Source organism: Enterobacter cloacae complex sp. 370H10 (assembly GCF_050031535.1).
In the GTDB taxonomy this organism is placed as follows: Bacteria; Pseudomonadota; Gammaproteobacteria; order Enterobacterales; family Enterobacteriaceae; genus Enterobacter; species Enterobacter intestinihominis.
In genome coordinates, this window is the sequence record NZ_JBLGWG010000001.1 from 2,468,144 (window position 1) to 2,484,594 (window position 16,451).

The window sequence follows — 16,451 nt, forward strand, 5'->3', positions numbered from 1 at the left end:
CCCGATATCAGTTCAGTTTGTAATCCAGCGTGATTTCCGCTTTCAACAGCTGCGAGACCGGGCAACCGGCCTTGGCTTTCTGGATAATGCCGTCGAACTGCTGCGGATCGATACCCGGTACCGTCACCTTGCTTTGCAGCGCGACTTTGCTGATGGCAAAACCGCTGTCGGTTTTATCCAGCGAGACATCCGCCGTGGTATCGATGGAATCGGCGGTATAACCCGCTTCGCCCAGCATTAGCGACAGGGCCATAGAGAAACAGGCCGCGTGCGCTGCGCCAATCAGCTCTTCCGGGTTAGTCCCTTTCTCGCCCTCGAAGCGGGTGTTAAAGCCGTAAGGTTGCTGGTTAAGGACGCCACTTTCGGTCGATACCGTCCCTTTGCCGCGTTTGATGTCGCCAGACCAGTGTGCTGAACCGTGCTTATGAATCGTCATTCTTGCTCTCCTTTTGGCTTACAAAGGGATAAGTATAGGACGCATAATCTATTTTGCAGGGAAGACAGACTAGTCCGATCGCGTGGCAAGGTGGTTTGCCAGCGCGTCGAGGAACACACGCTGCGCCGCAGGCTGATAGTCTCGCGACTGATAAATACCAAAAATGCCGATCGGTTTTGGCGTATAGGCGCTGAGCACCGGCACCAGGCTTCCCTGCCGTAGCGCCGCGTCGGCCTCGCGCTCGGGCAGCATGGCAATACCACAGTGATTTATCGCCGCCTCCATCAGCAGAGATGAGATGCTGGCGCTGAGATTGCCGCTGACCGCCGTCGTGACCGGCTCCCCTGCCGGCGTTAAAAAACGCCACGACTGACCGGCAAAAAAGCTGTAATGCAGGCAGTTGTGCCGGGCTAAGTCTTCCAGCTCCTCTGGAACGCCCCGGCTTGCAAGGTAGTGCGGCGAGGCGCAAAGCACGGACCGACACTCTCCCAACCGGCGAGCGATCATACCCGGTTCGGGGTTATCGGTGATGCGGATCGCCACGTCAATTCGCTCGCCCACCAGGCTCACCGGATGGTTGTTAACATCCAGCTCAATGCGCAGTTGAGGGTAACACTGCAACAGATCGGGCAGCACCGGAGCGATAATCTGCATCGCGGTAAAATGCGCGCAGGCGACACGAAGCGTGCCTGAGGGTAAATCCTTCACTGACTGATCTTCAATTTCCTGAGAAATTTGCGATAGCGTGCGCGTCTTTTGCAGGACTTTCTCCCCCGCCGCCGTCAGCGTCAGCTTACGGGTGGAGCGGTTAACCAGCCGCGCCCCAGCCCACTTCTCCATCTGCTCCAGATAACGGCTCACCATCGGACGGGAGATCCCCAGCGCCCGCGCCGCCGCGCTTAAACTCCCCAGTTCACAGATGCGGTTGTACACCTGGGCGGCAATAACGCGATCCATTTTGACCTCCATTTGCTCGATCTATGAAACTAAGCATCTCCTGTTTCAGGAATTCTGGCAAATGAAGAGATCCGTACAATAGAGACTTACCTGAAGAACAGAGATATGACTATGACTATCGCCCGCCTTGCTTTGTTGACAACCCTTTTAACTCCGGCCGTCTTTGCCGCTCCGTTGACCGTTGATACGTATAACCCGCAGGAAAAAGGCATTTTTGCCGTTTCTTCCACGCTGGTATCTGGCCCGAAAGAGGCGGTACTGTTTGACGCCCAGTTCAGCGTGAAAGATGGCGAAGCGCTGGTAGAAAAAATTCGCCACAGCGGTAAAACGCTGAACAAAATCGTGATCACTTCCGGCGATCCGGATTTCTATTTCGGCCTGCAACCGCTGATGAAAGCCTTCCCTAATGCCAAAGTTGTCGCCACGCAACAGGTGGTGGACCATATCAGGGCCACAAAAGACGCGAAGCTCGCCTTCTGGGGGCCACAGATGAAAGATGGCGCGCCGACGCAGCTCTACGTGCCGCAAGTGCTTGCCTCAACCACCTTTATGATTGACGGTGAGAGAGTAAGCATTGAAGAGCCTGAAAGCTATGCGGCGTACGTCTGGATCCCATCCGCCAAAACCATCCTCGGCGGCACGGGCGTCTCATGGGGCATTCACGTCTGGACGGCGGATACCCAAACGCCGGAAAGCCGTAAACAGTGGCAGCAGACGCTGGATAGCATGGCTGCCCTTAAGCCCGAACGCGTTATTCCGGGCCACTACCTTGGGACACCGCCAGCGGGTACCGGCGCTATCGACTTTACCCGTCGCTATCTACAGCAGTTTGAACAGGCCCTCACGACACATAAAGCGTCAACCGACGTCATCATCGCGATGAAAAAACAGTGGCCGAACCTGGCGGAAGCCAGTTCGCTGGAACTGAGTGCCAAAGTGAATACCGGCGAAATGAAGTGGTAATAAGCTGATTATCTCCTGCTATATTTAAATTTTTTATAGCAGGAGTTTACTATGACATCATCAGTAAGGGGTATTGACCATATCGGTATTACGGTGCCCGACATTGAAAAAGCCACCCTATTTTTTGAACGCGCTTTCGGCGCACAGGTTTTATATCATTCTGTCGATGCAGAAACCGATAATATCGATCAGCCCGCCCAGCAGCACACCTTAAAATTATTTCCCGGCACTAAAATTCATGCCATTCGCATGCTTGTTATGCCGCACGGACCCGGCATAGAACTCTTCGAAATGCACGGTCCTGAGCAGGGTATGCCCGCTCGCGCCAGCGACTTTGGCCTTCAGCATTTTGCTGTTTATGTTGATAATTTTGATAGTGCCATCGCGGCTTTCACCGCCGCCGGCGGCGAGATGTTCACCGCGCCGAAGCCGCTTAGCTTTCCGGATGAGCAAGGTGAAGGCAATGCTTTCTGCTATGGTCAAACCCCCTGGGGCAGCATTGTGGAATTGATCTCCTGGCCGACGCCCATGCCTTATGAAAAAACCACGAATTTACGCCGCTGGAAACCCTGAGTTTTATTTCTGTGCTACGGGAGATGTTATTTTTAATTCCAGGACGAATCTGAACCACAACGGCAAAAATATTTGCCAATCTGAATGTGAATTACGATTTTGCACGCCGTAACATTAAACAGACAACGACACGGAGGCAGCATGTTTACTTATTACCCGGCACATACCACAGCAGCACAACCGGAACTTGTTAACGCGATCGCACAAGGTCTTCACGCCGAGCACGGTGTTGTTACTGAAGATGACATTTTGATGGAACTGACCAAGTGGGTGGAAGCCACGGACAATGACATCCTCAGTGACATCTACCAGCAAACCATCAACTATGTGGTTAGTGGGCGAAACGCACCTCTGTAAAAACCTGCTAAGCTGGATCTGCAACCTAAGGGGTTACATTTCGTTTGCGTAAGCAAGCTTGTCCTTAAAACTATCAACAGGATTGAGGAGTTAACATGAAATCGAACCGTCAGGCACGCCATATTCTGGGACTGAACTACAAGCTCTCTAACCAGCGTAAAGTGGTTATTGAGGAGGGTAGCGAAACGCAAGTTACCCACGCCACCGGCAGGAAACGTCAGGCAGGCAAGTAATTTCCAGTACGAAATCCACAACACCATCGGTCACCCCGGTGGTGTTTTTCTTTATGTGTTGCGGTAATTAATAATCAGCTCCTTTATAATACCAACCGACCGCACCCCATAGCACAGGCCAGAAAGATGACAAACAGCAGTGTCAGGGACGGATCTTCTTAAAAAGAGTGAGTGACATGGACAACAAACTGAAAAAACATCGTTCCCTTTATATTCCTTACGCCGGTCCGGTTTTACTGGAGTTCCCCCTTCTGAACAAAGGCAGCGCCTTTAGCATGGAAGAGCGCAGCAGCTTTAACCTGCTGGGCCTGCTGCCTGAAGTGGTTGAGACCATTGAAGAACAGGCAGAACGTGCCTGGATCCAGTATCAGGGCTTTAAAACCGAAATCGATAAACACATCTACCTGCGTAATATTCAGGACACCAACGAAACCCTCTTCTACCGCCTCGTGCAGAACCATCTTGAAGAGATGATGCCCGTCATTTACACCCCCACCGTCGGCGCGGCGTGTGAACGCTTCTCAGAGATCTACCGTCGTTCCCGCGGTGTGTTCATCTCTTATCAGAACCGTCACAACATGGATGACATTCTGCAAAACGTGCCTAACCACAACATCAAGGTGATCGTGGTGACCGATGGCGAACGTATTCTGGGCCTCGGTGACCAGGGCATTGGCGGGATGGGGATCCCCATCGGTAAGCTCTCGCTGTATACCGCCTGCGGCGGGATCAGCCCGGCCTACACCCTGCCGGTGGTACTTGACGTGGGGACCAATAACCAGCAACTGTTGAACGATCCGCTGTACATGGGCTGGCGTCACCCGCGCATTACCGACGACGAGTACTATCAGTTTGTGGATGATTTCATCCAGGCCGTGAAGCACCGCTGGCCTGACGTGCTGTTGCAGTTCGAAGACTTCGCACAGAAAAACGCCATGCCGCTGCTGAACCGCTACCGCGATGAGATCTGCTCGTTCAACGATGACATTCAGGGCACTGCGGCAGTGACCGTCGGTACGCTGATTGCTGCGAGCCGTGCGGCAGGCAGTCAGCTCAGCTATCAGAAAATTGTCTTCCTGGGTGCAGGCTCCGCGGGCTGCGGCATCGCCGAGCAAATTATTGCCCAGACCCAGCGCGAAGGCTTAAGCGAAGAGCTGGCCCGCTCCCGCGTCTTTATGGTGGACCGTTTTGGCCTGCTGACCGACGGCATGCCAAACTTACTCCCGTTCCAGACCAAACTGGTGCAGAAGCGCGAAAACCTGAAAAACTGGGATACGGATAACGAAGTGCTCTCGCTTCTTGACGTGGTGCGCAACGTGAAGCCGGACATTCTGATCGGCGTGTCCGGGCAGACCGGCCTCTTCACGGAAGAGATTATTCGCGAGATGCACAAGCACTGCGAACGCCCTATCGTGATGCCGCTGTCTAACCCGACTTCACGCGTGGAGGCAACGCCGCAGGACATCATCGCCTGGACCGAAGGTAAGGCACTGGTCGCAACCGGCAGTCCGTTTGATCCGGTGGTGTGGAAGGACAAACTCTACCCCATCGCGCAGTGCAATAACTCCTATATCTTCCCGGGTATTGGTCTGGGAGTCATTGCTTCCGGCGCGTCCCGCATCACCGACGAAATGCTGATGTCCGCGAGCGAAACGCTGGCAGGTCACTCTCCGCTGGTGAATAACGGTGAAGGCCTGGTACTGCCGGAACTGAAAGACATTCACAAAGTGTCCCGCGCAATTGCCTTCGCGGTTGGCAAAATGGCGCAGCAGCAAGGCGTCGCGGTGAAAACCTCTGCCGATGCGTTGCAGCAGGCGATTGATGATAACTTCTGGATGCCGGAATACCGTAGCTATCGTCGTACTTCGATTTAAATCGGAGTTTTGAACGTTCCCTCTCTTCACAAGGGAGAGGGAACGTGAAGTCCCTTCTCCCTTTTTCCTCTAATTCCCTTAATCCTGCCTATAAATGCTTTGTTGAAAGTCACTCATGATAATTTGGCTTTAAAAATGCAGCAGGATCGATCATTTGAAAAATGCATACCTAATCAAAAATCTATATCCTTTTAAAATATATAAATTTTACATAACACTTCTTGCCTAACAAATAGTTTTTCTTAAGAGTTTAGTAACGTTTTGCATCACTAAATTCATTTATTGAAAAAGGAGTTTTGAAATGGCAATCCCAGCATATCTATGACTGAAAGATGACGGCGGCGCAGATATCAAAGGCGCGGTTGATGTGCAATATCGCGAGGGCAGTATTGAAGTATTAGGATTCGGTCATGGACTGCATCTACCGACAGATAATATGACAGGAAAAATCACGGGTACGCGCATGCATAGCGCTCTGGTTTTTGAAAAGGAGTTCGACAGTTCCAGCCCTTACTTATACAAGGCTGTAGCAAAAGGCCAAACGCTAAAAAGTGCCGAGTTTAAGTGGTACAAAATCAATGATGCTGGTCAAGAGGTCGAATACTTCAACATGTTCCTTGAGAACGTTAAAGTGGTCTCAATATGCCCGGTGATGCATGACGTAAAAAATCCAGCAATGGAAAAACATAATCATTTAGAAAATATTTCCCTCCGTTACGAGAAGATCACATGGCGACACTGTGACGGTAATATCATCTTTGCTGATTCCTGGAATGACAGATCATGAATCTCCTACAGTGCTTTTTCCACCTCAACGGAGGTACGTACGCTACTTTGTCTGTGCCCGGAGTTGGCTTTTTTCCTGCATTTTCAGGGAATGGTGACGCGACGAACCGTGCAGAAAGCGCAAATATACCTGATATCGGCCCACTCCCACCTGGTCGCTATTACATACTTTTACGTGGATTAGGGGGTTGGTATACTCAAACTAAGGATAGTGTTAACGCATTTTTCACCGGTTCGAATCGGAACGAATGGTTTGCATTATATCGCGATGACGGATTGATAAATGATGAGACTTTTGTGAAAGGCGTAAGGCGAGGTGAATTCCGGTTACACCCTATCGGGCCATCTGGCATAAGTAAGGGTTGTATTACACTTTATAGTCAGAGCGATTTTAAGATTCTGGCATCAGCCTTACTTCGAACTGGAGGGCAGCAATTGGGAAACTACATGATTGCACATGGCGTTGTGCAGGTCTATTAATGAAGGCGGCATTCCTTGTGTTGTTGTGGTGTATAGCCGTGTTTCTATCAATGTTTACACTCTACAAGATTGTTCCACCAGAAACGCAGTACGATTTTGTGGAGCTTTTTGGAATATATGGCGACGAAAGGATAATGGATTTTGTTTTGTATGTTTTCTTCGGCATGGCCATATTCATTGCGTCTGTAATCACGCTATCCCTGTATTTGCTTATACGAAAAAGATGATTCTGGGCAGCGACGCTGCCCTTCCTTTTATCACATCACGCGCTTAGTTCTGTATCCGCAACCGAAGATATCGCTTTTTGCCGCAGTAGTATGTTCATTCTATGAAAATGTTGTATAGTGATGGTTACTAATAATCACTTAACTTATAAGGAGGCCAATTATGCTGTACTGTGAAATTTTCAATGTTTCACATACATTTGGTGATCGCACCAGCTCAAGCGTTATCGGTATCGTGCTGCGATAACTTCCGCTTGAGCGAAGACACCAACCCCTGAAATCCCTTCTCTCGGGCTTACTGAGTTATCGTCAGCGATGTTTGACGAGGCATAAACATGCCTGTAACTCTTGGGTAAGCAACAATGAGCACTTTACTCACTGCACAATCTTTACGTGTTGATACGGCGTTTGGCACGCTGTTCGACTCCCTCTCCTTTACGCTGAAAAAAGGCGACCGCATTGGCCTGCTGGGCGACAACGGCTGCGGCAAAAGTACGTTGCTGAAGGTGTTGGACGGCACAGACTCCCCTGCTGCCGGAACCGTCGCATTGGCCGGATACTGTCTGATGGCGCGCGTTGAGCAACACCTGCCAGAAGCCATTTATCCCCTGACCATGCTGGATGCCGTGCTGGCGCAACTGCCCGCCACTGAACGCGAGAGTCTGCACTGGAAAGCTGAAACGCTGCTGGCAGGTATGGGCTTTACACCGCAGGACATGGCCTTAACGTCGGCAACGCTGAGCGGCGGGCAGCACACGCTTCTCCTGCTGGCGCGGGCGCTGATCGGCGATCCAGATCTGTTACTACTGGACGAACCGAGTAACCACCTCGATTTGCCGACCCTGCTCTGGCTGGAACAGTTTTTACAGAACTGGTCCGGCAGCTTTGTGCTGGTCTCACACGACAGGCAACTATTGGATGCCGTCACCAACGGCAGCTGGATCCTGCGCGATAAGATGTTGCACTACTTCGCCCTTCCCTGCACCGCCGCGCGTCAGGCGCTGGTAGCCAAAGACGAAAGTGATGCGCTGCGGCATAAGGCGGAGCAAAAGGAGATTGATCGCGTAACCGCCAGTGCCAGACGGCTGGCCACCTGGGGCAAGGTCTACGATAACGAAGATCTGGCCCGCAAAGCCAAACAGATGGAAAAGCAGGTCGAACGGCTTAAGGAGAGTCAGACAGAGCTCACCGCAGGCAGTCCGTGGACATTAACCCTGCGCGGTGACGCCCTGCGGGCAGACCGGCTACTGGAGATGGAAAACCTAAGCGTAGCGCCTGAGCCTGGCCTGTCTGAGCTGTTTCACGTCGACATTGCGCGGCTTAGAAGTGGCGATCGCGTGGCTATCGTCGGGCGTAATGGCTGCGGCAAATCATCACTGATGAAGCTTATCTGGCGGCATTTCTCAGGTGAACCTTCAGAGACTGGCCTGAAACTTCATCCTCGCGTGTCGCCAGGCTATTACGATCAGACGCTGAATCAGCTTTCGGAGGAGGCAACAATCTTTGACGCGCTGGAGCCTTTCGCGCCAGATCCGCAGACCCGTAAAATGGCCCTCATCAGTGCCGGGTTCCCGTGGGCGCGACACGGACAAAAAGTCAGTACGCTGAGCGGTGGGGAACGTTCGCGCCTGCTGTTCATCGGCCTGACGCTTGCTCGCTATAGCCTTCTGATGCTGGATGAGCCAACCAACCACCTGGACATGGAAGGCAAAGAGGCGCTGGCGGAAACACTGCAACAGTTTGAAGGCGGAGTGCTGCTGGTGAGCCACGATCGTCAGTTAATTAGCCAGAGCTGTAACCGCTACTGGCTGATTGAGGACGGCAGGCTTAGCGAATGGCACGATGCGGAGGCGGTGTTTGAGCGCCTGCGTGCGAGCACCGGTCCGGTGGTGCCTGAGGCGTCGAAGACTGCATCGAAGGCACCACCTTCAGCGTCTAACGATCTGCTCGAACGCCTGGTTGCCCTGGAAATGCTGCTGGAAGAGGATTTGGCGCGCAAGCCAAAACACCAAAAACCGCAGTTGCAGGCGCAATGGCGAAGAGAGATTGAGGAGATAGAAGCCCAACTATAAATCTGTACCCGGCGGTCGTTACGCCGGGTTTTTTACGTTAGCGTTTTCCCCTACTGATTATTAGAGGATCACCGTATTCTTAATCTGAAACTGAATTAATTGATGACATTATGTTGCGGTTGCCTTGCATTACACCGCCAAAGTATTAATCCTTAATGGGTATTACACCTGCTATGCAGATACTCATTAGTAAAAGGAGAAACACATGAAGGCTGCTGTTGTCACTCAGGATCATCAGATTAACGTTACAGAGAAAACCTTACGCGCGCTCAAACATGGTGAAGCGCTGCTGAAGATGGAGTGCTGTGGCGTTTGCCATACCGATCTCCATGTTAAAAATGGCGATTTTGGCGACAAGACCGGGGTGATCCTCGGCCATGAAGGGATTGGCATTGTCAAAGAGATTGGTCCGGGCGTCACGTCACTGAAAGTTGGCGATCGTGCAAGCGTGGCGTGGTTCTTCGAAGGCTGTGGCCACTGTGAATATTGTAATACCGGCAACGAAACTCTGTGCCGTGACGTAATAAACGCGGGTTACTCCGTCGACGGCGGCATGGCGGAAGAGTGCATCGTGACCGCGGATTACGCGGTTAAAGTCCCGGAGGGGCTGGACTCTGCGGCGGCCAGCAGCATCACCTGCGCCGGTGTCACCACCTACAAAGCGGTAAAAGTCTCTGAGATCAAACCCGGCCAGTGGATTGCGATCTATGGCCTGGGCGGTCTGGGCAACCTCGCACTGCAATACGCCAAAAATGTCTTTAATGCGAAAGTTATCGCCATTGACGTGAATGACGAGCAGTTGAAGCTCGCTGCCAGCATGGGCGCAGACTTAACCGTGAACTCCCGCAGTGAAGATGCGGCAAAAGTGATTCAGGAGAAAACCGGCGGCGCACATGCGGCAGTGGTGACAGCGGTGGCGAAAGCGGCCTTCAACTCTGCCGTTGACGCGGTTCGCGCCGGAGGCCGCGTGGTGGCTGTTGGCCTGCCGCCGGAAGCGATGAGCCTGGATATTCCACGTCTGGTCCTGGATGGGATTCAGGTGGTGGGCTCTCTGGTGGGTACTCGTCAGGATCTGCTCGAAGCCTTCCAGTTTGCGGCTGAAGGTAAGGTGGTTCCGAAAGTCACGCTGCGCCAACTGGAAGATATCAACGCCATCTTTAAAGAGATGGAACAGGGCCAGATCCGTGGCCGTATGGTGATTGATTTACGTTCTTAACCGCGGTGGCCGGGTAGCGGGTTTGCCCTGCCCGGCCTGTCACGTAGACGAACGGCGATCGGAAATCCACTCCTGAACCTCGATCTGGAACGTGTCCGGCGCTTTTCGATACATCTTCCGCGCCAGATCCAGGATGGTATGGCGTCCTAACTCCTCTTCCATCCGCTGCTGCGCGCTGTCCATAACCGATCGCACCCCGCACGGTCCGTCACAGACCCAGGCCGGTGGCGTTTCATCAAATACCGCCAGGCGCTGACGCACTTCCCGACATTCGAACATATTCTTATCGCCGTCGATGGCGTGCGCCACGTCCAGCACGCTGATCAGCTCTGCCGGACGCGCCAGCCGGAATCCTCCCCCCTTGCCTTCGGTGCTGATAACCAGCCCCGCGCGTGACAAACGAGTGAAAATCTTCCCAAGATAGTCGTACGGTACGCCCTGCAAGGCCGCCATCTCCCGGACGCTCATCTCACGCTCATTGCCTTTTGCATCCACCATACACATCAGGCTATGAATGCCATATTCCACACCAGAACTGTAAAACGCCATGGCTCACTCCGGGTCATTGTTCGCTGCATTATAACGAATTTTAACTCAGAAAGAAGTTGTCGCAGTTAACTCCGACAAGTATAGTGGCAGTTATGTCAGACACACAGCCTGACGAACAAAAGGATCGAGTATGAAAAAGCAGATTTTAATTGTGGGTAGTGGGTTTTCCGGTATGTGGGCTGCGGTCAGCGCCGCGCGTCTTTCTGCTCTGGAAGGTAATAATAGCCTCAGCATTGCCGTGCTGGCCCCGGTGCCGGAACTGCGCGTTCGTCCACGTTTTTATGAAGAGAACGTGTCGACGATGGTCGCGCCACTGACCGAACTGTTTGCTGAGCTGGGTATTGCCTTTATTTCGGGCGAAGCACAACGTATTGATACCTCATCTAAAACCGTTTTGTATCGCGATTCAAACGGCGCCATTACCGAAGTCAACTGGGAACGTCTGATCCTCGCAACCGGTAGCCAGACTAAACGTCCGCCGATTGCCGGTCTGACTGAATACGCATTTGATATCGACCAACTCGACTCCGCCAGGCTGTTCGAGCAACATCTTGATTCGCTGGTTTCGCGCCCCTCCACCCCAGAACGCAATACCGTGGTCGTGTGTGGCGGCGGTTTTACCGGCATTGAGCTGGCAACGGAACTCCCTGATCGTCTTCGCACCCGCTTCGGCGCCGATACAAAGACTAAAGTGATCGTAGTTGAAAGAGGTGCAACCATTGGCGGGCGTTACAGCGAGGCGCTGCGTAACACCATTGAAGAAGCAAGCAACGCTCTGGACGTTGAATGGCGTTTAAACAGTGAAATTGAAGCTATTGATGCCAGCGGCGTGACGCTGAAAAACGGAGAGCGCATTGCCAGCGCGACTGTAGTGTGGACGGCAGGGGTAGAAGCTAACCCCCTCAGCCTGCAAATTGACGGGGAACGCGACACTCAGGGACGCCTTATCGTCACCGACACGTTGCAGATCCCTGCGCATCCGGAGGTTTACGCGACGGGTGATATGGCGCACGCCAAAACGGACGATGCGGGCAACACGGCACTGATGACCTGCCAGCACGCGATCCAGCTGGGGAAATTCGCCGGACATAACGCAGCTGCCAGCCTGTTAAATCTGGAGCCGTACCCTTACCGTCAGGTGAATTACGTCACCTGTCTGGATCTGGGTGGCTGGGGCGCGGTGTACACCGAGGGCTGGGAACAGCGTGTTAAATCCGTGCGCGAGGAAGGCAAAAAGATCAAAGTCGCCATCACCAACGAACTGATTTACCCGCCAGCAGCAGACAAAGCTGTCGCATTTGCCGCCGCTGACCCGCTGGCGAAATTCGTGTAATCCCCTCCTGTGCCCGCGACCAGCGGGCAAAGCGTGAAATCAGGCCAGCGCTCCTGCGTTGGCCTGACGCTTTTTGGCACATAAAAAACCGTACATCAACAGAGAGGTCATTGCTGAGAAGGATAAGATCGCTGCCGGAAGCGTGACATAGCTCCAGCTAAAGCCGAGCGTAATCATCATTCCACCGAAATACGCGCCTATTGCGCTGCCGAGGTTAAACGCCATTTGCCCGCCTGCGGCCCCCAGCATTTCGCCGCCTTTCGCATTTTGCAGCAGCAGTATTTGCAGCGGCGCAGAGAGCGCAAACAGCCCGGCGCAGCAAACAAATCCCATTACCAGTGAAGCTGTTTTAAGCTCGCCAAACGCGAACAGTAACAGCAGCGAAGCCACAATCACCATGTCGGTGGTGGCAGCAATGCGCAGCGGGCTAAAGCGCGACGACAGCTTGCCGCTGAAGACATTACCTAGCACCATGCCCAGCCCCATCAGCATCATGATCGCGGTCATGACGCCCTCGGAAAAGCCTGACACGTTGACCATAAACGGCTTCACGAAGCTAAACCAGGCAAACACCCCGGCATTGCCAAACATCGTAGCGGCAAAAATCAGCCACGGTTCCGGTTTTTTCAGGAAGTGGAATTGTTCTGTCAGCCGGGTGGTTGTCGTGTCGTGAATGTCTGGCACCCACAGCAGAACAGAGAGGATCACCAGCGCATCAAAGATGGCAATCAAAAAGAAGGTGTAGCGCCAGTTAAATTCATGTCCCAGCCAGGTCCCGAGCGGGACGCCAAGCAAATTGGCAACGGTCATCCCAGCAATCATCCCTGCTACAGCAACCGTCACCTTACCCGGTGGCGCAATTTTTGACAGGATTATCGCCCCCACACCGAAAATCGCGCCATGCGGGAAACCAGAGATTAAGCGCCCCGTCGCCAGCCCTATGTAGGTGTCAGAGAAGGTAAAGAGCGCGTTACCGACGACGCACATCGCCACCAGAAACAGCAGCGTTGTTTTCAGCGAAAATTTACTGGAGAACAGCGCCACAATCGGCGCGCCGATCACTACGCCAAAAGCGTAAAACGAAATCATATTTCCGGCGGAGGGAATCGAAATGCCCGTATCATGAGCCAGTTCTGTCAGCACGCCCATGATGCCAAATTCAGCCATTCCCAGGCCAAAGGTAGCCAGTGCTAACGAAAAAATTGTTTTTTTCATACCGCGACCACTGTTAAAAAATACGCAGCGTGCATTATTGATTAAACTTGTATGGTGAACCAGTTCAAATCAGCTTTCTGACACATTAATCCATTCATTCAGGCCGATTACACGCTTAGTACGGCCTCGATCCCGCGACCGGACCCATAGGGAGACCCGCCATGGTCAGTAAGAAGAAAACCCGTGTTGTTGATGATGTCGTTAAAAACGCGCCGCTCAAAACCAAAGCGTACGAGCAAGAGCTTCGCCGCCTCCATGTTGAACTGGTTAAGCTCCAGCAATGGGTGGTCGCCAAAGGGTTAAAGGTCTGTATTGTTTTTGAAGGGCGAGACGGCGCGGGTAAAGGCGGCGCCATCAAAGCCATCACCGAACGCGTCAGCCCCCGGGTGTTTCGCGTTGTTGCGTTACCGGCCCCCACCGATAAAGAGAAAAGTCAGCTCTATTTTCAGCGTTACGTTCCCCATCTGCCCTCTGCCGGTGAAATCGTCATTTTTGACCGGAGCTGGTACAACCGCGCAGGCGTGGAAAGAGTAATGGGTTTCTGTACCGAAGAGCAGGCCGACAAATTTCTTGATGGAACGCCGGTGATGGAAAAAGCGATGGTCGATGCCGGGATCATATTGTTGAAATACTGGCTTGAAGTAACGCCAAAAGAGCAGGAACGCCGCCTGCGCGATCGCATTAATGATGGTCGCAAGATCTGGAAGCTGTCTCCAATGGACATAAAATCTTTCAATCTGTGGGATGAATATACCCTCGCCCGTGATGCGATGTTTAAAGCGACCGACACCGCCTGGGCGCCGTGGTTTGTGGCGCGCTCAGAAGATAAAAAACGGGTTCGGTTGAATATTATTTCGCATCTGCTTTCACAGATCCCCTATAAAGAAATTCACGTTGACAAGGTGGATTTACCGAAACGCAAGATCGGCAAAGTGAAGCCAACAAAATATCCCTTCCGGTATATTGCAGAGCGGTTTTGATATTACTGGAAGACGGCTCGCATAATGTAGATTACCAGGGGAAACAGTATTGTTTTTTGTTGGCTGCGGTTGATAATGACCGCACCAACAAAGGAGAAAACATGAAACCGAACCGCACAGAAAGATGTGCTACGACAGAGCGCCCTACGGGGAATAGACCTCGCCCACTCTCTACAGCAGGAGAGCTCAAGCGGCAGCGTCAACAGGATCAAGGATTTATTAAAGCAATGAATGAATTAACGGCCAAAGCCGGGCTATTATCGGATGACCCTTATTTCGGAGGGCTTTGATGTGTTTTCAGTTTGACGTTTACCGCAATCCATCAAACAGAACGTGTGAATATCAACCCTATTTTATGATTATTCAGCACGATTATTATGACGACTTATCAACGAGACTTATTGTCCCGTTAAGCTATCACAATCATTTAAGAGGATATTCAAACGCTGCAACGCCACTGGTGAACCTTGAATTCCAGACATATTTTCTTAATACAGCCAACATCACACACGTGGAGACAAAAAAACTTAATAATAAGGATTATGTATGTAATCTGCGCAGTGCAAGAAGCAGTGTTCTTGCAGGAATTGATGCGTTAATTACCAATACGTAGCTAAAAGCCGCGCAAGCGCAGCGCCGCCGGACAATGCCGACGGCGCGAGGTTTACTTCAACCCTTCCGAACTCTCTTTTTGCGCTTCAAGACGCTCAACGTCGCGGTACCAGCGCGGATGGTGCTTCTGCGCCCAGCGGCGGCTCACCTTCCCTTCAATCATGCCTTTAATCGATCCTTTCACCCAGAATGCCATATACATATGGATCAGAATGGCGTGGATCAGAATAATGGCCGAGGTCGCGTGGATCAGCAGCGCATAACGCACCACCTGAATCGGGAAATAGTGCGCAAAATACGGACGCCAGATGATCACCCCGGTCACCAGCAGCACAAAAATCATGCTCATGATGGTCCAGAACATCATCTTCTGCCCGGCGTTATATTTGCCCACCTTCGCGACTTTATGCTCGTTGCCTTTCAGAACCTCAACAATGCCTTTTAGCCACGGAATATCCTGCTTGTCAGGGATGTTGTGATGAACGAAACGTACAAACATAAACATCAGCACCACGAAAATCAGTACGCCGAAGAACGGATGCAGAATGCGCCCCATCTGCGGTGTCCCGAAGGTTTCCGTTAGCCACTGTAGCGTCGGGAAGAAGAACGAAATGCCGGATACCGCCACCAGGAAGAAGCAGATGACCACCGTCCAGTGACAGGCGCGATCGACAAATTTTGTGCGCACTATCATTTTCGACTTACTCATGATGCTCCTCCTCGTCGTCATCCACCTCTTTATTCGGCCCGATACCGATGTAGTGATAAATCAGCCCGGCAAAGGTGGCGATAAAGCCCGCCGCTGAGAGCGGCTTAAGCGCCCCTTTCCAGAGGTTGATTGAGGTATCGATCGCCGGATCCTTCGGCAGATTGTGATACAGCTCCGGCTGGTCATTGTGGTGCAGAACATACATGACGTGCGTACCGCCCACGCCCTGCGGGTTATAAATCCCGGCCTTGTCATAGCCGCGCGCTTTGAGCTTATCCACCCGCTGCTGCGCCACTTCCAGCATCTCTTTTTTGGTGCCGAAGTGGATAGCCCCGGTAGGACAGGTCTTCACGCAGGCAGGCTCCTGTCCGACGCTGACGCGATCGACACACAGCGTGCATTTATAGACCCGGTTATCTTCTTTATTGAGGCGCGGGATATTAAACGGACAGCCTGCGATGCAGTAGCCGCAGCCGATACAGTTATCCTGCTGGAAGTCGACGATCCCGTTGGCGTACTGAATAATTGCACCCGCAGACGGGCATGCCTTCAGGCAGCCCGGATCTTCACAGTGCATACAGCCGTCTTTACGGATTAGCCACTCCAGCTTGCCGTTCTGGTCGGTTTCGCTAAAGCGCATCACCGTCCAGGACTTGGCGCTCAGATCAGCCGGGTTATCGTAAACGCCAACGCAGTGCCCCACCTCGTCGCGGATATCGTTCCACTCCGAGCAGGCCACCTGGCAGGCCTTACAGCCCACGCAGGAGGAGACATCGATCAGCTTGGCGACTTCTGCCTTGTAGTCCCGCGCGCGAGGCGCGGGCGTTATCGGGTTGGTCGCGGAGCGTTTAATAATGTCTTGTGTTTCCATCGCCATTTAAT

At 52.5% G+C, this 16,451-nt stretch carries 19 protein-coding genes; 13 read left to right on the top strand and 6 right to left on the bottom strand.

Annotation, left to right across the window (positions count from 1 at the left end):
• Positions 1-7: 7 nt before the first annotated feature.
• Positions 8-436: an OsmC family protein gene (locus ACQG2Q_RS12205; RefSeq protein ID WP_003857069.1), complete on the bottom strand. Its 429-nt coding sequence runs from the start codon at positions 434-436 to the stop codon at positions 8-10.
• Positions 437-505: 69 nt separating this feature from the next.
• Positions 506-1,393: a LysR family transcriptional regulator gene (locus tag ACQG2Q_RS12210; RefSeq protein WP_233156055.1), complete on the bottom strand. Its 888-nt coding sequence runs from the start codon at positions 1,391-1,393 to the stop codon at positions 506-508.
• A gap of 111 nt (positions 1,394-1,504) precedes the next feature.
• Between ACQG2Q_RS12210 and ACQG2Q_RS12215 the strand changes: the two genes are divergently transcribed.
• The 9 genes from ACQG2Q_RS12215 to adhP all read left to right on the top strand — a co-directional run bounded on the left by ACQG2Q_RS12215 (position 1,505) and on the right by adhP (position 10,171).
• The gene (locus ACQG2Q_RS12215; RefSeq protein WP_063849072.1) at positions 1,505-2,356 is read left to right on the top strand and encodes a Vmh family MBL fold metallo-hydrolase; all 852 of its coding nucleotides are present in this window, start codon (positions 1,505-1,507) and stop codon (positions 2,354-2,356) included.
• 51 nt (positions 2,357-2,407) lie between these two features.
• The gene (locus ACQG2Q_RS12220; RefSeq protein ID WP_063849073.1) at positions 2,408-2,929 is read left to right on the top strand and encodes a VOC family protein; all 522 of its coding nucleotides are present in this window, start codon (positions 2,408-2,410) and stop codon (positions 2,927-2,929) included.
• Positions 2,930-3,070: 141 nt separating this feature from the next.
• Positions 3,071-3,286: a biofilm-dependent modulation protein gene (gene bdm / locus ACQG2Q_RS12225; RefSeq protein WP_022648192.1), complete on the top strand. Its 216-nt coding sequence runs from the start codon at positions 3,071-3,073 to the stop codon at positions 3,284-3,286.
• Positions 3,287-3,381: 95 nt separating this feature from the next.
• Positions 3,382-3,519, top strand: a complete 138-nt coding sequence (gene sra / locus ACQG2Q_RS12230; protein WP_000841561.1) for a stationary-phase-induced ribosome-associated protein — start codon at positions 3,382-3,384, stop codon at positions 3,517-3,519.
• 176 nt (positions 3,520-3,695) lie between these two features.
• A complete protein-coding gene (locus ACQG2Q_RS12235) occupies positions 3,696-5,393 on the top strand; it encodes an NAD-dependent malic enzyme (RefSeq protein WP_022648194.1) in 1,698 nt (565 codons plus the stop codon).
• A gap of 325 nt (positions 5,394-5,718) precedes the next feature.
• Positions 5,719-6,180: an Hcp family type VI secretion system effector gene (locus ACQG2Q_RS12240; protein WP_233156067.1), complete on the top strand. Its 462-nt coding sequence runs from the start codon at positions 5,719-5,721 to the stop codon at positions 6,178-6,180.
• Entirely contained in the window at positions 6,177-6,659 is a 483-nt protein-coding gene (locus ACQG2Q_RS12245; RefSeq protein ID WP_022648196.1) for a DUF2778 domain-containing protein, read from the top strand. Before ACQG2Q_RS12240 ends, ACQG2Q_RS12245 begins: the two co-directional genes overlap by 4 nt.
• 586 nt (positions 6,660-7,245) lie before the next feature.
• The gene (locus ACQG2Q_RS12250) at positions 7,246-8,955 is read left to right on the top strand and encodes an ABC-F family ATP-binding cassette domain-containing protein (protein WP_063849074.1); all 1,710 of its coding nucleotides are present in this window, start codon (positions 7,246-7,248) and stop codon (positions 8,953-8,955) included.
• A 205-nt stretch (positions 8,956-9,160) separates the two neighbouring features.
• Positions 9,161-10,171, top strand: coding sequence for an alcohol dehydrogenase AdhP (gene adhP, locus ACQG2Q_RS12255; protein ID WP_063849075.1), 1,011 nt, complete (start codon positions 9,161-9,163; stop codon positions 10,169-10,171).
• Between the two features lie 39 nt (positions 10,172-10,210).
• Here the strand turns inward: adhP and ACQG2Q_RS12260 are convergent, their stop codons facing one another.
• Complete coding sequence (locus ACQG2Q_RS12260; protein WP_022648200.1) at positions 10,211-10,720, bottom strand: RrF2 family transcriptional regulator; 510 nt, start codon at positions 10,718-10,720, stop codon at positions 10,211-10,213.
• A gap of 130 nt (positions 10,721-10,850) precedes the next feature.
• On the opposite strand from ACQG2Q_RS12260, the gene ACQG2Q_RS12265 reads away from it, so the two are divergent.
• The gene (locus ACQG2Q_RS12265; RefSeq protein ID WP_063849076.1) at positions 10,851-12,053 is read left to right on the top strand and encodes an NAD(P)/FAD-dependent oxidoreductase; all 1,203 of its coding nucleotides are present in this window, start codon (positions 10,851-10,853) and stop codon (positions 12,051-12,053) included.
• Between the two features lie 39 nt (positions 12,054-12,092).
• Here the strand turns inward: ACQG2Q_RS12265 and araJ are convergent, their stop codons facing one another.
• The gene (gene araJ, locus ACQG2Q_RS12270; protein ID WP_063849077.1) at positions 12,093-13,268 is read right to left on the bottom strand and encodes an MFS transporter AraJ; all 1,176 of its coding nucleotides are present in this window, start codon (positions 13,266-13,268) and stop codon (positions 12,093-12,095) included.
• A 161-nt stretch (positions 13,269-13,429) separates the two neighbouring features.
• Here araJ and ppk2 point away from each other — a divergent pair, with 161 nt between their 5' ends.
• From ppk2 to ACQG2Q_RS12285, 3 genes are read left to right on the top strand one after another with little or no spacing between them, the layout of a single operon-like run.
• Positions 13,430-14,248, top strand: coding sequence for a polyphosphate kinase 2 (gene ppk2, locus ACQG2Q_RS12275; protein ID WP_022648203.1), 819 nt, complete (start codon positions 13,430-13,432; stop codon positions 14,246-14,248).
• A complete protein-coding gene (locus ACQG2Q_RS12280; protein WP_126514228.1) occupies positions 14,245-14,538 on the top strand; it encodes a hypothetical protein in 294 nt (97 codons plus the stop codon). The genes ppk2 and ACQG2Q_RS12280 overlap by 4 nt, the downstream gene beginning before the upstream one ends.
• The gene (locus tag ACQG2Q_RS12285; protein WP_022648204.1) at positions 14,538-14,861 is read left to right on the top strand and encodes a CcdB family protein; all 324 of its coding nucleotides are present in this window, start codon (positions 14,538-14,540) and stop codon (positions 14,859-14,861) included. The genes ACQG2Q_RS12280 and ACQG2Q_RS12285 overlap by 1 nt, the downstream gene beginning before the upstream one ends.
• 51 nt (positions 14,862-14,912) lie before the next feature.
• Here ACQG2Q_RS12285 and fdnI read toward each other — a convergent pair whose 3' ends face one another.
• Together fdnI and fdxH are read right to left on the bottom strand one after the other, a co-directional pair.
• Positions 14,913-15,569: a formate dehydrogenase-N subunit gamma gene (fdnI, locus tag ACQG2Q_RS12290; RefSeq protein WP_003857050.1), complete on the bottom strand. Its 657-nt coding sequence runs from the start codon at positions 15,567-15,569 to the stop codon at positions 14,913-14,915.
• Positions 15,562-16,446: a formate dehydrogenase subunit beta gene (gene fdxH, locus ACQG2Q_RS12295; protein WP_003857048.1), complete on the bottom strand. Its 885-nt coding sequence runs from the start codon at positions 16,444-16,446 to the stop codon at positions 15,562-15,564. The genes fdnI and fdxH overlap by 8 nt, the downstream gene beginning before the upstream one ends.
• Positions 16,447-16,451: the final 5 nt, after the last annotated feature.

Bases quoted from the DNA above. Each gene is read 5' to 3' on its own strand.
- fdxH (WP_003857048.1), bottom strand. From the start codon at position 16,446: ATGGCGATGGAAACACAAGACATTATTAAACGCTCCGCGACCAACCCG.
- sra (WP_000841561.1), top strand. From the start codon at position 3,382: ATGAAATCGAACCGTCAGGCACGCCATATTCTGGGACTGAACTACAAG.
- ACQG2Q_RS12245 (WP_022648196.1), top strand. From the start codon at position 6,177: ATGAATCTCCTACAGTGCTTTTTCCACCTCAACGGAGGTACGTACGCT.
- fdnI (WP_003857050.1), bottom strand. From the start codon at position 15,569: ATGAGTAAGTCGAAAATGATAGTGCGCACAAAATTTGTCGATCGCGCC.
- ACQG2Q_RS12235 (WP_022648194.1), top strand. From the start codon at position 3,696: ATGGACAACAAACTGAAAAAACATCGTTCCCTTTATATTCCTTACGCC.
- ACQG2Q_RS12215 (WP_063849072.1), top strand. From the start codon at position 1,505: ATGACTATCGCCCGCCTTGCTTTGTTGACAACCCTTTTAACTCCGGCC.
- ACQG2Q_RS12205 (WP_003857069.1), bottom strand. From the start codon at position 436: ATGACGATTCATAAGCACGGTTCAGCACACTGGTCTGGCGACATCAAA.
- ACQG2Q_RS12260 (WP_022648200.1), bottom strand. From the start codon at position 10,720: ATGGCGTTTTACAGTTCTGGTGTGGAATATGGCATTCATAGCCTGATG.
- ACQG2Q_RS12250 (WP_063849074.1), top strand. From the start codon at position 7,246: ATGAGCACTTTACTCACTGCACAATCTTTACGTGTTGATACGGCGTTT.
- bdm (WP_022648192.1), top strand. From the start codon at position 3,071: ATGTTTACTTATTACCCGGCACATACCACAGCAGCACAACCGGAACTT.
- ACQG2Q_RS12210 (WP_233156055.1), bottom strand. From the start codon at position 1,393: ATGGATCGCGTTATTGCCGCCCAGGTGTACAACCGCATCTGTGAACTG.
- ppk2 (WP_022648203.1), top strand. From the start codon at position 13,430: ATGGTCAGTAAGAAGAAAACCCGTGTTGTTGATGATGTCGTTAAAAAC.
- ACQG2Q_RS12220 (WP_063849073.1), top strand. From the start codon at position 2,408: ATGACATCATCAGTAAGGGGTATTGACCATATCGGTATTACGGTGCCC.
- adhP (WP_063849075.1), top strand. From the start codon at position 9,161: ATGAAGGCTGCTGTTGTCACTCAGGATCATCAGATTAACGTTACAGAG.
- ACQG2Q_RS12285 (WP_022648204.1), top strand. From the start codon at position 14,538: ATGTGTTTTCAGTTTGACGTTTACCGCAATCCATCAAACAGAACGTGT.
- araJ (WP_063849077.1), bottom strand. From the start codon at position 13,268: ATGAAAAAAACAATTTTTTCGTTAGCACTGGCTACCTTTGGCCTGGGA.
- ACQG2Q_RS12265 (WP_063849076.1), top strand. From the start codon at position 10,851: ATGAAAAAGCAGATTTTAATTGTGGGTAGTGGGTTTTCCGGTATGTGG.